This window comes from Falsiphaeobacter marinintestinus (assembly GCF_007923355.1).
GTDB lineage: Bacteria > Pseudomonadota > Alphaproteobacteria > Rhodobacterales > Rhodobacteraceae > Phaeobacter_A > Phaeobacter_A marinintestinus.
The window spans coordinates 542,134-554,882 of the sequence record NZ_VOGO01000001.1 but is presented as its reverse complement, the minus strand read 5'-3'; the positions used below and the strand labels follow the sequence as shown (position 1 = coordinate 554,882).

The following is a 12,749-nucleotide window of genomic DNA, read 5'->3' as shown; positions in this document are numbered from 1 at the left end:
GTGGCTTCACGTCAGTGTGACTGCGCCGTAGCTGCCTGTGCGATGGTGGCAAAGGTTGTATCCAGCTCTTGCGCGATGGCTGCGACGTCGGTGCCGTCATCTGCATATGGCGCAAACACATGGCTGGGGGTTTTATAGCTGAGCGTTGCCGTGCCATCGGGGTTCTCGGTGACATAAAAGCGCACGGGCGCTTCGATCATCGCGGCGGTGGATTGTTCCAGCATTCTGACGGCGACGTCATTGTCGAACACACCAATCACCCGATTTCCCGGGATCGTGATGCCCCGGCCAGCAGCGGCTTTGGTCGGCCCGGCCTGTGTGACAACGCCCATTCCGTTCGCTTTGGTCGCGGCAATGACGGATTTGACCAGATCGATGAACCTGCTGTCGGTTTCGATCACAACCCACCCTTCGCGGGGGCTGATTTCTTGGGCGGACAGGGCAGGGGAGACAAGGACCGAGGCGCTGAGCAGCGCGGCAAAAAAACGAGACATGGGAACTCCGGTACAGATTGGCTTTGGCCGCACTATTGCCGGGAACCATAGTCTGATCAGGTCACGTTTTCGTGCGACGGATGGGATGGCCATAAGCCGCTCGTTTGCAGGCAAGATCGGATAATTTCCGCTTAAGGCCTGCCAGGTCTGTCAGCCGCCCTTAAGGCGTTGCATCAAAACCACTTCGCTGTCGGGGTGTACCGGTTCATTCAATGCACTGGCGATGATGCGCCCATCAACGGCCACGGACACGCCTGCATCAATCGGCCCCTGTAGGGCCGGATAGGCTTTGACGAGGCCCGTCAGGACCTCGCCAACTGTTTTCGCCTCGACCTGCACGCTGGACTTGCCATCAACAAGGGCGCGCAGGCCGGACCAAAGCTGAACCTCAACCACTCTTGGCGTCCAGCGCGGCCAGAATCCGCGGTGGTGACATCGGCAGGTTGCGCATCCGCACGCCGGCAGCGGCAGAAACGGCGTTGGCGATGGCCGCAAGCGGCGGGCAAATTGACGTCTCGCCGACGCCGCGCACACCAAACGGGTGGCCGGGGTTGGGCACTTCGACAATGACCGTGTCGATCATCGGCAGATCGCTGGCGACCGGAATACGATAGTCAAGGAACCCGGCGTTCTGCAGGCGACCGTCCTCGCCATAGATGTATTCTTCGTTCAGCGCCCAGCCGATGCCTTGCGCGGCACCGCCCTGATACTGGCCTTCGACATATGTGGGGTGGATCGCCTTGCCGGCATCCTGCACAACTGTATACCGCACAACCTTGGTTGCACCGGTTTCCTTGTCGACCTCGGCATCCACGATGTGGGTGGCAAAGCTGACACCCGCGCCTTCCGGAGTTGCTTCGAAGTGGCCGTTGATCGGGCCGCCTGTGGCACCCATCGTGGCTGTGATTTCGGCAATATGCAGAGGCTCAAAATCGCCCGCATTCGGGCCTGACGGCTTGGCGTATCCGTCTTCCCAGATCACCGCGTCTGCGTCGATGTCCCACTTGGCAGCGGCCCGGCGGCACAATTCCTTGACGATGGCATTGGCCGATTTGATCACCGCAAGCCCGCTGGCATAGGTTACCCGGCTGCCATGGCTGATCTCGTTATAGCCCAGCGATGCCGTATCCGCGATGGTGCAGCGAATGGTGTCGTAGGGGATGCCAAGAACTTCGGCGGCCATCAGCGCCATTGAGGCACGCGACCCGCCGATATCCGGTGTACCGACCATGATCTGAGCAGAACCGTCTTCGGACATCGCCATCGAGACCGAGGTTTCGCCGCCATGGTTGAACCAGAACCCGCAGGACACGCCGCGCCCCTGACCTTCGGCGAGAGGGGCAGAATAATGCGGATGCGCTTTGGCTTCTTCCAGCGTTTCGACCAGCCCGATGCGCTCAAACTTTGGTCCGTACGACGCACGGGTGCCTTCATGCGAGGCGTTTTTCAGGCGCACGTCAATCGGATCAAGACCCAGTTGATTGCACAGTTCGTCAATGACCGATTCGACCGCGAAAGCCGCCATGGGGGAACCCGGGGCGCGATAGGCGGCCTGTTTCGGGCGGTTCGACATCACGTCATAACCGGTCTGGTGCACGTTCGCCAAGTTGTAAGGCGCAAAGGCGCACATGGCGGTAAACTCACACGGGGCGCCGGGAAAGGCACCGCCCTGCAGGCGGAATACGCCTTTGGCGGCCGTGATCGTGCCGTCCTTTTTCATGCCGATCTTGACGTCCATCGACGTCGAGGCGGTGGGGCCCGTGGCGCGAAACACTTCTGCGCGGGTCATTACCATTTTGACCGGCTTGTTGGCCTTGCGCGACAGGGCCAAAGCGACGGGTTCGACAAACACGGTGGTCTTGCCGCCAAATCCGCCACCGATTTCCGACGCGGTGACGCGCAGCTGGCTGGTTTCCAGATCCAGCAGAGCGGCGCAGACCTTTTGCACGTTCCAGTGGCCTTGCGTGCTGCACCAGACCTCGCCTTTGCCATCCGCGCCCAGCGTCGCAACGCAAGCATTGGGTTCGATATAGCCCTGATGGGTGGCTTCGGTGGTGAAGTGATCTTCGATCACCAGATCGGCCTCGGCAAAGCCGGCCTCGACGTCGCCGTGCCCCTGATCGTGGCAACGGACCACGTTGGGGTGCATGCCTTTGGGCACGGAATAGTCTGTGACGCCTTCGCGGATCACCGGGGCATCGTCGGCCATGGCCAGATCGACGTCGGTGACATGCGGCAGGATTTCGTATTCAACCTCGATCAGCTTGGCCGCATCCCGCGCAATCAGGTTCGAGGTCGCGGCGACGGCGGCAATCGCATGGCCGTCATACAGCGCCTTTTCCCCGGCCATGACGTTTTCAAGCGTGTTCCAGATTTCGCCATCCATGCCGGGTTTGCATTCCAGCGCGGACGAGAAATCGGCGCGGGTCACCACGGCTTTCACGCCGTCCAGGGCTTCGGCCTTGGAAGTGTCGATCTTGACGATGCGGGCATGGGCGTGCGGGCTGCGCACGATTGAGCCGAACAACATGCCGGGTGCGATCATGTCTGCGCCAAACCGAGCGCGTCCTGTGACCTTGTCAAACCCGTCAGGGCGTTCGGGCGTTGTGCCAACATATTTAAATGCGGTGTCTTTGGTTCCGTCCAGGGCCATTACGATGCCTCCCGCAGATCTGCGGCCGTGTCCATCACGGCGCGAATGATTTTGTCATAGCCGGTACAGCGGCACAGATTGCCCGCCAGCCAATAGCGTACCTGTTCTTCGGTCGGGTCGGGGTTCTTTTCCAGCAACGACTTGGCCGCAACCAGAATGCCCGGTGTGCAGATGCCGCACTGAAGCGCGGCGTATTCGATGAATTTTTCCTGCAGCGGATGCAGATCTTCGCCTTGCGCGATGCCTTCAACTGTTCCGATTTCCTTGCCATCGGCCTCGGCCCCCAGCACGAGGCATGAACAGACCAGTCGCCCGTCCAGAGTGACCGAGCAGGCCCCGCAGTCGCCGGTGCCGCAACCTTCTTTGGCACCGGTCAGGCCTAGGCGGTCGCGCAACACGTCCAGCACGGTTTCGCGCGGATCGCAGAGAAATTCGACCGTATCGCCGTTGATTTTGGTGGTGACGTGGATCTTGCTCATTGCTGGGCCCTCGCGCGGTCATAGGCGATCTTGGCGGCGCGCTTGGCCAGCACACCTGCGATCTTGGTGCGGAATTCGATGGTCCCGCGTTTGTCGTCAATCGGGTTGCAGGCGGCCGAGGCTGCTGCTGCCAGAGCGTCAAGTGCTGCGTCATCCAAAGTCGACCCGATCAGGGCCGTGGCCGCGTCAGTGACCAGAAGGGCGGTCGGGGCGACGGCGCCCAGCGACACGCGGGCTTCGGTGATCGTATCGCCATCAACGCGCAAGTTTACAGCGCAACCGACCACGGCAATGTCCATTTCGGTTCTTGGAATAAAACGCAGATAGGCGTCACCACCCCCTGCGCCACGCGCCGGAAGATTTACAGAAGAAATCAATTCGCCCTGCGCCAATGAGGTTTTGCCGGGGCCGGTGGCGATGTCTTCGACGGCGACGGTTCGGGTGCCGTCCGGGCCGGTCACCGAGACGGTTGCACCGGCTGCAATCATCGCAGGCACGCTGTCAGCAGCGGGGGAGGCATTGCAGAGATTCCCGGTCAGGGTTGCGCGGCCCTGCACCTGGGTCGATCCGATCAGATCCATCGCTTCGACCACACCGGGCCAGTCTTTGCCCAGACCGTCATGTTCGGTCATTTCGGCCCCGGTGCTGGCGACTCCGATGGTCCAACTGCCATCATCAGCGCGGGAAATGTCGTGGACACCGTCGATTTTCTTGACGTCGATCAGCGTGTCTGGCGTGACAATATCTGCCCGCATCTGCACCAGAACATCGGTGCCTCCGGCCAGAAACCGTATCACGCCGTCCGAGCCGGTGGCCATCGCCACCGCATCTTCGAAGCTGGCGGGCGTTAGGTATCTCATGATGAACCTCGCTGTTGGGACTCTCGCAAAGAGAAAGGGTTTTGTTGATTGTTAGATCAACAAAACCCCTTGGTCCATCCAGATCGCGACCGGGAGGTTCATCCCGACGACGCGTTTAAGTGCATGTTCAGCGCATTCGGCTGCGTTCGATCAGGCCGGGTTCGGGCGCATCACAGCGAAAAGTTCGGCAACTTTCACGCCGAATTTCCGCATTTCCGACCGGTTCAAAATCACGCCTGTATCGGTCAGGTACAGCCAATCGGTGACCGAAAGCACATGCCCACCTGCGTCTTTGGGCAACCTCAACCGGTAAGACATGCGGATCGTTGCGCCGGAAAATTCACCCGTCGCTTCGCCAATCACATCGTCAGCCGTTGCGGTGAAGCGCCCGTCATTGCCCATGCGCAACGCCCATGCGCGCGATTGGGTGTTGCCGGAATCATAGGTAAAGTTTTCTTCGAGCACGCCATTGGCGCCATCCCAGTGCCCATGCATTTTGGCGGTGAACCGGGATGCCAGTTTGCCGGTGGGCCCATGAATCATGCCCTCGCACAGCAAGGGACCGCTCAGATGATGGCGTAAATCGATTTGCGGCGATGTGTCAGAATAGTCAGTTGCGGGTTCGGAGCCGAACGAGCGAAGGCGCGCTATTGCAAACATCATCGCGGCGATCAGGGTTATGGTCAGTAAAATGGCAATCGTCATGGTGTGTACTCCTGACGGCGGGTTTCAGGTGATATCAGTTGCTGCAGGTTCGGGGCGGGTCCGGTATCGGGCCCCTTTCAGTTTGAGTTTCAGCGCTTGCCAGTAGATCAGCGCGATGGTGCGCATCGCCCCGGCGGGACGGCGCAGGAAGGCAGAGACCAGGCGGCCATTGGACAGGGCCTGACGCGGCCCGGACAGGGTGGCGATGACGCCCTGATCGCCGTCCAGATGTGCGATCCTGATGCCGATCCGGTCAGGGCGGATGTCAAAATTGAACCGGTATTCCCCGCTAACGTCCTGAAACGGCGAAACGTGCATCATCTTGCAGGCGGTGATCTGGTCTTGCGAGCGGATCGGCGCAAATCCTTCGCGGTGGCAAACATAGTTGTGCCGGTCACCGAACGGGGTGTTCACCTCGGCAATCACAGCGGCAAGTTCCGCGCCACGAAACGCCAGCCAGAAGCTGACGGGGTTGAACTGGTAGCCAAAGAACCTTGGCTGCGTCAGTAATTTGATCTGCGCATCCTTCAATCCGCGTTCAGCAAGGACCATTCGCGCCCATGCGACACCGGTGCCATCACCGATCTGGCCTCCGTGATCGCAATCGTGAACCGATGCCAGGTTCATCTTATTGCGCGAAAACAATGCCAGGCTGGCGTCGCGATCCGGGTCGATCAGGACGAAATCGACACCATAGCGAAAGGCATTGCCGATCTCGCCACGCCGCGCATGGGTGGTCACGCCGGGAATATGTTCGGGGCCAATCATACAGTCTGACCCTCAATCGCCTTGGCAATGCGCACTGCGCTCAGGAACCCGTCTTCGTGAAATCCGTACCGCGTATACGCCCCGGCGAACCAAGTGTTGTTCTGCCCTTGGATCCCGGCCAACTGGCGCTGGGCGTTCAGCGCTGCATGGTCAAACACCGGATGGCGGAATACTGTTTGATCATAGATCAACTCTTGCGGAATTTCGCGACCCGAGTTGAGCGTCACAAAAAGTGGGTCGCTTTCAGGGATGCGTTGCAAACGGTTCATCCAATAGGTCACGCCGATGCGTGATTGTTTACGACCTGTGTCGGCCTGATACACCCAGCTTGACCAAACCTGTTTGCGGCGCGGCATCTGTGAAATATCGCGGTGCAGGATCATCTCGTTGTCCTGATACGTCAGGTTCCCCAGCGCGGCGTTTTCCGCAAGCGTGGGTCTGTCGAGCAACCGCAGCGCATCGTCCGAGTGGCAGGCAAAGATCACCTGATCGAACTCTCCTCCCGGGCCGTCCTGCAGCGCCACACTGTGCGATGTATCGCCCCGCATCACGGCTTTGACCGGGGTGCCTGTGCGGATCACAACGCCGCGCGACAGCAAGTGACGCTCCAACCGGCGAACATATTCAACGCTGCCGCCTTTGACCGTCCACCATTGGTGCTGCCCGGTCGGGCTGAGCAGGGCATGGTTGCGAAAGAACTGCACCAGCGACCGCGCCGGGAATGCGCGGACCTGATCCGGTGGTGTTGACCAGATAGCCCCACACAGTGGCGTCAGGTAATAATCCTGGAACCAGTTGCCCAGCTTCAGGTCCGACATAAGATCGTCAACGGTTGCAGTATCGTCGTCAGCCGCCGATTCCGCCCGCGCGTTGAAACGGACGATGTCGCTGACCATCCGCAGGAACGACGGACGCGACAGGTTGCGACGCTGGGCGAACAGTGAGCTCAGGTTACGAAGGCCGTATTCGATCCGGCCCTGATCAATGCTGGCACCAAAGCTCATGTCGCTTTCGATCACCGGTACATCAAGATCGTCGAACATCTTGGTCAAATGCGGATAGTTGGCCTTGTTAAAGACGATGAACCCGGTGTCGACCGGTTGATCACCGTTCAGCCCGGCGGTGATCGTGCGGGCATGACCACCCAAACGAGGGGCGGATTCGTACAAAGTCACCGAATGATACGGTGACAACATGTAAGCGGCGGCCATCCCCGAGATGCCGCCCCCAATGATCGCGATACGTTGCGGTGTAAGCCCGCGGTCCTGAAACGACATACTGCTCCCCAATGTTTTGTTATGCTGACTACGGTCTGACGGAATTTGTAGATCATTTTTGATCCAACTTTTTACAATCGCCGTAAACTGGGTATGTTGATGGAAACAGACACCCTTCGCGCCCCTGATCGTGCTGTACAGTTTGTACCGCAAGGTCAGCCCGTGACAAAAAAAGTTCGAAAATTCGTGCCTCCTCAAAAGCAGATTTCGCAACAAACGATTTGGATGATCGCTGTCCGGGACAACCGGGACCGCGCAGCCTTTGCATCCTTGTTCGATTATTTCGCCCCTCGATTGAAGGGCTTTATCATGCGGACCGGGACAGGGTCGGGTCAGGCAGAAGAGATTGTTCAAGAGGTCATGCTGACGGTCTGGAACAAGTCCGATCTGTTCGATCCGGGGCGCGCGCAGGTTTCAAGCTGGATCTATCAGATCGCGCGCAATCGGCAGATCGACAAGATTCGCAAAGAAAACCGCGCCTTGCCGGAAGAACTGCAGATGGAAGAAGAAACCGAACCCGACGCGGGGCAGGTTCTTGGTCTGCAGCAGGAGGCGGACCGTCTGAAAGACGCGATCCGGAATCTGAAACCGGAACAGCGCGAAATGATTGAGAAAGCCTACTTGGGTGAACTGACCCATCAAGAGATCAAACAACAAACCGGCCTACCGCTTGGCACAATCAAATCCAGGATCCGCCTGGGGCTTGAGCGGCTGCGCCACGAACTGAAGCATATCAGATAGTCATGAAAACAATTACGCATCATATCCCCGACGCTTTGCTTGCAGCCTATGCTGCCGGCACGTTGCCCTATGCCTATGAAATGGTCGTCGCTGCCCATGTGTCGATGTGTGACGCCTGCCGGGCCGATCTTGCCGCACATGAAGCCGTTGGTGGCGCGGTTCTGGAAGACACGGCGAGTACCGCTGTGTCCGCAGATCTTAAGTCAAATCTGATGGATCTTCTGGACATGCCGTTCGAAACCCGTTCGGCTCCTACACGGAAGGGGATTTATCCCGGACCGATTGCCGAAGCCCTGAAAGGCAAGGCGCCGCGCTGGCGCCCGCTGGGCGGCGGGGTCCGTCAGGACATTCTGGATGCTGGCCCCGAGGGCAGTGCCAGATTGCTGTTTATTCCACCCGGCATGGCCGTGCCCGATCACAGCCACAATGGGCTGGAGCTGACATTGGTCCTGCAAGGCAGTTTCTCGGATGATGCCGGTGAATTTGGGGTTGGCGACGTAGAGGTGGCCGATCAGGAGGTGGATCACATCCCCACTGCAGGCCCCGACGTACCTTGCATTTGTCTGGCTGCCACGGATGCTCCGCTGAAGTTTAACTCGTGGTTGCCCCGTTTGCTCCAGCCGGTGTTTCGGATCTGAGACGCATCCGCAAAGGTCACTTTTTCACCGGTCTGACACTGACCGGTGAATAGGTGCTTGTGTTTGGCTGCCCCATGGGGGGAGCCGACAACTTTGCACGACAACCAAAAGCTGTATCGCTCAACCAGTAGGCCTTAGGCCGTCTAAATCTGGAAACCTGAAGTTTTTCGGTCACACTATGAGAATCCTGTGCTCAAAACCGGCGTTTTGTACCTATCTGGTACTAGCCGGGCGGATTCTTGCCGTTTACAGGTGAAGTGCCCGGGGGGGCATGAGAGCAGGAAACTCGAAAATGCTACGCAAAGCCGTAGCAACGCTTGTGGTAACGTTGCTAAGTCAATGCCCCGTCGTCGCATCCTCAGCGACACACGCGTCTATCGAAGCACAGACGGGCGATATCCGTTCGCCGTCTCATGTGTCGATGATGACGCAATCGCGTGCATTTGGGTGCCGGAACATTCTTACGAACGTTGTTTCCGTTGCCGGTTGCGACCGGGCAGGCGTCGCGCCAAGCCGCTTCGGCGACCTGCAGGAGTTTCGGCTCCAAGGGCAGGGCACCTTACCTGATTTTTTCAAGACTGCCGACCCAAGCGACCGCCTTGATCCGGGCGCGCTGTCACTTGGTGTGCATTGGCATGATCAGTATCGTTGGCAGGGCACACACGCGCCTGCGCTCCGTGGGGTAACGTGCCCAGGCGCTGAGTGCGCCGGGCAGTCAAAAGGACAGTTCAGTGCATTGATCCAGATGAGTAACTGGGTCTGAGTAAAGTTTATGCAACACTTTAGCTTCGATCTGTAGGGGGCGGAAACTATGAAGCTTTATCTGTGATCCTAATTAGTGCATACAGTAAGAAAACAAAAAACAATAACTGAGGCAGGTATCGGGACAGATGAGGACGGGCTTTAGGGGCACGTTCGTCGTTTCCTGGTCGCAAACCGAAATTGATGGCCTTCAACAGCCGTCGATGGAAATGCTCACCGTGGGCGCCACGTGGACATGGGCCGGTCAGGCCGTGCGCGTGGATGGCCCGAGCGAGGTTTTGCAACTGGATCTGGCGGATGGAGAGGCAGATCTTCGAAAACGAGCAGCGCGCAAGGTGCGCAAGCTTGTCGGAGCAGCGGTTCAGCACAGAACTGATTTAGGGGCCATCGAAATCGATGAGCCGCTGATGGATCAATCATTCATAGTCACCAACGGAACGCATAGTTTTGTCGTCACCGTGATCGAGCCCGGAACGGGCGCGCCACCCTTGTTGATGTTCCTGGACGAACTGCCACCGCAGAACGCCGATCTCTGGGTCGTTCAGCATTCGCTGGGGATCGCCGAACAGCCGCAATCCGGTCTGGGAAAAGGTGGGGTGATCTGTTTCACCCCGGGCACCTGGATAGAAACGCCGAACGGCGCGCGTCAGGTTCAGGACCTGCGCGAAGGCGATCTGGTTCAAACGCGTGACAATGGCGCCCAGCCGATCGAATGGATCGGCGCGCGGCGGATGACTGGCGCGCGGTTCTTTGTAATGCCGCATCTGCGGCCGGTCCGTATTCGCGCCGGTGCGCTTGGTATCGAACGCCCCGAGCAGGAACTGCTGGTGTCACCCGAACACCGGATGCTGGTGCGCGGCAGCGCTGCCCGCGATCTGTTTAACACCGATGAGGTTCTTGTGGCGGCCCGGCATTTGGTGAATGGCTCGACCGTGACCACGGATTTGCGCGTCCGCGAAGTGACGTATGTGCACCTGCTGCTGCCGTCGCATCAGATCCTGTGGGCAAACAAGGTCGAAACCGAGAGCTTTCATCCGGCCAGCGCCGATTTCACGACCCTGAGAGAAGACGACAGAATGCGGCTTCTGGCCCGCAAGCCCGAGCTTGAGCACAACCCCTATGCTTATGGTGAGATGGCCCGCCGGGCACTGTCGGAATCCGAAGCCGCGATCCTTGCACACGAGGCGGCCTGACCCGGTCGCCTCTTTCCTGCGAAACCAGTTGACACGACCAGACCCGCCGCTATAAGCGCGGCTTCATTGGTGTTGGTGGCCCCCGCAAGGGGATTCCTGTCATGGGGTAACCCAAGAGGACAACGCCCTTCATAGTGGCCCTTTGCGGGCCTCGTTCTAACGAAGGAGATCAGCCGTGACCAAACGCACGTCTGCCAAGTACAAACTCGATCGCCGGATGGGTGAAAACATCTGGGGTCGCCCGAAATCCCCGGTCAACCGTCGTGAATATGGCCCCGGCCAGCACGGTCAGCGCCGTAAGGGCAAACTGTCCGATTTCGGCATCCAGCTGCGCGCAAAGCAAAAGCTGAAGGGCTATTACGGCGATCTGACCGAAAAGCAATTCCGCCGCATCTATGGTGAAGCCGAGCGTGTCAAAGGTGATACCGGTGAAAACCTGATCGGTCTGCTGGAGCGCCGCCTGGACGCGGTTGTGTACCGCGCCAAGTTCGTTCCGACCGTCTTCGCTGCGCGTCAGTTCGTGAACCACGGCCACGTCAAAGTGAACGGTCAGAAAGTGAACATCGCGTCTTACCGCGTCAAAGAAGGCGACGTGATTGAAGTTCGCGACCGGTCCAAGCAGATGGCGGCCATTCTGGAAGCCACTCAGCTGCCCGAACGTGATGTTCCTGATTACATCGACGCCGACCACTCGAAATTGAAAGCCACGTTCGTGCGCACTCCAGGTCTGGGCGATGTGCCTTACCCTGTTGTGATGGAACCGAACCTGGTCGTCGAATTCTACGCGAAAAACTAAGGCATTCGACACGACAGTATTGGGGCCGTTCCTGTTGGGCGCGGCCCTTTTTTGTGCCCCGGCGTAACTGTTGCGGCGATTGCGGCGCGGTGCCTAGTCTGGTTGCAGGACGCATCAAGGCAGGGCGGGGCATGAGCGACATATCAGGTTTCTTTCTTCAGGTTGAAGACGGCACATTCGACGGCACCGATGCGGTGCGGGGGGCCTGGTCGCCGGTTCACTGCCATGCTGGCCCCGTTGCCGGACTGGCCGCGCGGGCTGTTGAGCAGGTCGTCGGTGAGGGCAAGGCGCTGGTGCGTCTGACGTTGGATCTGATGCGCCCGGTTCCGATGACCGGTTTGCGGGTCGAGGCCGAGGTGCTGCGCGAAGGCCGCAACACGGCTGCCGCGCAGGTCACGATTTACGGGGGTGACGGCAAGCCTTGCGTCGCGGGAACGTCGCTGCATCTGTCGCAAGGCGATTTTGGCGCTCTTCCAACCGCACCTGTGACGCCGCCGTGCCTTGCGGATACTGTGCCTGAACCCAATCTGCTGGCCCCGCTCAAGGAAGGGCTGTCCACATTTGGCGACCACGTTGAAACCGCTTTGCCGAAAGGCCAGAAACGCGCGTTGGGCCCAAAAACCGCCTGGATGCGCGCGCTGCCGATTGTGATCGGCGAACAGCCCAGCCCGTTTCAGGCGCTGTGCCCTTTGGCCGATTGTGGCAACGGGATTTCGGCCAATGCGACGCTGCACGATTATACCTTTCTGAACCCCGATCTGACAATTGTCATGCATCGTGTCCCAAAGGGGGGCTGGCTTGCCTCTGAAGCCGTGTCGCATTGGCAACCCACCGGGATCGGCATGTCGCAGGCGGTCATCAGCGATGAGGTCGGGCCAGTTGCGACGGCGTTGCAGACACTGCTGATCCGTCCGCGTTAAAGCGGCAGGGGGCGCTCTTCCGCAATGGCCTCCATCGCGAAGAACGATGTCACACTGTCCAGTTCCACACCGTCGATCAGCCGCTGATAGACCCGGTCATAGCTTTCCATGTTTTCGGTCACCACTTTCAACTGGTAATCGTATTCACCACTGATCCGGTGAAAATCCACCACTTCGGGGATCGTCAGAACGTGTCGTCGAAAGGCCGTCAGCCAGTCCGCTGAATGGTGCCGGGTGCGCAGCAAGACAAACACGACCAGATCCAGCCCCAGCTTGCGCCGGTCGATCTTTGCAGTCGTTCCCAAAAGCGTGCCGTTGTCCCCAAGAACCTTCAAACGCCGCCAGCAGGCATTCTGAGATAATCCAACCCGCTCGGCCAGCTCGCGTTGAGACAGGCTGGCGTCTTTTTGCAGCTCGATCAGGATGCGTGTGTCAATGTTATCCATTTTGGCCCCTGCTTGGA

14 protein-coding genes are annotated in these 12,749 nt (G+C 59.2%); 5 read left to right on the top strand and 9 right to left on the bottom strand.

Annotation, left to right across the window (positions count from 1 at the left end):
• Positions 1-11: 11 nt before the first annotated feature.
• The 8 genes from FOY56_RS02765 to FOY56_RS02730 form a co-directional block, all read right to left on the bottom strand.
• A complete protein-coding gene (locus FOY56_RS02765) occupies positions 12-494 on the bottom strand; it encodes a DUF302 domain-containing protein (protein WP_146344262.1) in 483 nt (160 codons plus the stop codon).
• 150 nt (positions 495-644) lie between these two features.
• A complete protein-coding gene (locus FOY56_RS02760) occupies positions 645-890 on the bottom strand; it encodes a MoaD/ThiS family protein (protein WP_146344261.1) in 246 nt (81 codons plus the stop codon).
• Positions 883-3,147, bottom strand: coding sequence for a xanthine dehydrogenase family protein molybdopterin-binding subunit (locus FOY56_RS02755; protein WP_146344260.1), 2,265 nt, complete (start codon positions 3,145-3,147; stop codon positions 883-885). Before FOY56_RS02755 ends, FOY56_RS02760 begins: the two co-directional genes overlap by 8 nt.
• Entirely contained in the window at positions 3,147-3,626 is a 480-nt protein-coding gene (locus tag FOY56_RS02750; RefSeq protein ID WP_146344259.1) for a (2Fe-2S)-binding protein, read from the bottom strand. The genes FOY56_RS02755 and FOY56_RS02750 overlap by 1 nt, the downstream gene beginning before the upstream one ends.
• Positions 3,623-4,486: an FAD binding domain-containing protein gene (locus FOY56_RS02745; protein ID WP_146344258.1), complete on the bottom strand. Its 864-nt coding sequence runs from the start codon at positions 4,484-4,486 to the stop codon at positions 3,623-3,625. Before FOY56_RS02745 ends, FOY56_RS02750 begins: the two co-directional genes overlap by 4 nt.
• Before the next feature lie 150 nt (positions 4,487-4,636).
• Positions 4,637-5,191 (bottom strand): DUF3833 domain-containing protein, encoded by a 555-nt coding sequence (locus FOY56_RS02740; RefSeq protein WP_146344257.1) that lies wholly within the window; start codon positions 5,189-5,191, stop codon positions 4,637-4,639.
• Between the two features lie 24 nt (positions 5,192-5,215).
• Positions 5,216-5,959: a DUF1365 domain-containing protein gene (locus tag FOY56_RS02735; RefSeq protein WP_146344256.1), complete on the bottom strand. Its 744-nt coding sequence runs from the start codon at positions 5,957-5,959 to the stop codon at positions 5,216-5,218.
• Complete coding sequence (locus FOY56_RS02730) at positions 5,956-7,236, bottom strand: NAD(P)/FAD-dependent oxidoreductase (RefSeq protein ID WP_146344255.1); 1,281 nt, start codon at positions 7,234-7,236, stop codon at positions 5,956-5,958. Before FOY56_RS02730 ends, FOY56_RS02735 begins: the two co-directional genes overlap by 4 nt.
• A 225-nt stretch (positions 7,237-7,461) precedes the next feature.
• On the opposite strand from FOY56_RS02730, the gene FOY56_RS02725 reads away from it, so the two are divergent.
• The 5 genes from FOY56_RS02725 to FOY56_RS02705 all read left to right on the top strand — a co-directional run bounded on the left by FOY56_RS02725 (position 7,462) and on the right by FOY56_RS02705 (position 12,286).
• Positions 7,462-7,977: a sigma-70 family RNA polymerase sigma factor gene (locus FOY56_RS02725; RefSeq protein ID WP_146344254.1), complete on the top strand. Its 516-nt coding sequence runs from the start codon at positions 7,462-7,464 to the stop codon at positions 7,975-7,977.
• A 2-nt stretch (positions 7,978-7,979) separates the two neighbouring features.
• Entirely contained in the window at positions 7,980-8,615 is a 636-nt protein-coding gene (locus tag FOY56_RS02720) for a ChrR family anti-sigma-E factor (RefSeq protein WP_146344253.1), read from the top strand.
• 890 nt (positions 8,616-9,505) lie between these two features.
• Entirely contained in the window at positions 9,506-10,570 is a 1,065-nt protein-coding gene (locus tag FOY56_RS02715) for a Hint domain-containing protein (RefSeq protein WP_146344252.1), read from the top strand.
• A gap of 175 nt (positions 10,571-10,745) precedes the next feature.
• Positions 10,746-11,366, top strand: coding sequence for a 30S ribosomal protein S4 (gene rpsD, locus FOY56_RS02710; protein WP_146344251.1), 621 nt, complete (start codon positions 10,746-10,748; stop codon positions 11,364-11,366).
• A 131-nt stretch (positions 11,367-11,497) separates the two neighbouring features.
• Positions 11,498-12,286 carry a thioesterase family protein gene (locus tag FOY56_RS02705; RefSeq protein WP_146344250.1) on the top strand — a complete coding sequence of 263 codons (789 nt, stop codon included), beginning with the start codon at positions 11,498-11,500 and terminating at the stop codon, positions 12,284-12,286.
• On the opposite strand, the gene FOY56_RS02700 is transcribed toward FOY56_RS02705, so the two are convergent.
• On the bottom strand, positions 12,283-12,732 hold the full coding sequence (locus FOY56_RS02700) for an Lrp/AsnC family transcriptional regulator (RefSeq protein WP_246139394.1): 450 nt from the start codon (positions 12,730-12,732) through the stop codon (positions 12,283-12,285). The genes FOY56_RS02705 and FOY56_RS02700 overlap by 4 nt on opposite strands.
• Positions 12,733-12,749: the final 17 nt, after the last annotated feature.

Excerpts from the sequence above, each read along its gene's own strand:
- FOY56_RS02730 (WP_146344255.1), bottom strand. The coding sequence starts at position 7,236 with ATGTCGTTTCAGGACCGCGGGCTTACACCGCAACGTATCGCGATCATT.
- FOY56_RS02765 (WP_146344262.1), bottom strand. The coding sequence starts at position 494 with ATGTCTCGTTTTTTTGCCGCGCTGCTCAGCGCCTCGGTCCTTGTCTCC.
- FOY56_RS02715 (WP_146344252.1), top strand. The coding sequence starts at position 9,506 with ATGAGGACGGGCTTTAGGGGCACGTTCGTCGTTTCCTGGTCGCAAACC.
- FOY56_RS02755 (WP_146344260.1), bottom strand. The coding sequence starts at position 3,147 with ATGGCCCTGGACGGAACCAAAGACACCGCATTTAAATATGTTGGCACA.
- FOY56_RS02705 (WP_146344250.1), top strand. The coding sequence starts at position 11,498 with ATGAGCGACATATCAGGTTTCTTTCTTCAGGTTGAAGACGGCACATTC.
- FOY56_RS02725 (WP_146344254.1), top strand. The coding sequence starts at position 7,462 with ATGATCGCTGTCCGGGACAACCGGGACCGCGCAGCCTTTGCATCCTTG.
- FOY56_RS02735 (WP_146344256.1), bottom strand. The coding sequence starts at position 5,959 with ATGATTGGCCCCGAACATATTCCCGGCGTGACCACCCATGCGCGGCGT.
- FOY56_RS02700 (WP_246139394.1), bottom strand. The coding sequence starts at position 12,732 with ATGGATAACATTGACACACGCATCCTGATCGAGCTGCAAAAAGACGCC.
- FOY56_RS02720 (WP_146344253.1), top strand. The coding sequence starts at position 7,980 with ATGAAAACAATTACGCATCATATCCCCGACGCTTTGCTTGCAGCCTAT.
- FOY56_RS02750 (WP_146344259.1), bottom strand. The coding sequence starts at position 3,626 with ATGAGCAAGATCCACGTCACCACCAAAATCAACGGCGATACGGTCGAA.
- FOY56_RS02745 (WP_146344258.1), bottom strand. The coding sequence starts at position 4,486 with ATGAGATACCTAACGCCCGCCAGCTTCGAAGATGCGGTGGCGATGGCC.
- FOY56_RS02740 (WP_146344257.1), bottom strand. The coding sequence starts at position 5,191 with ATGACGATTGCCATTTTACTGACCATAACCCTGATCGCCGCGATGATG.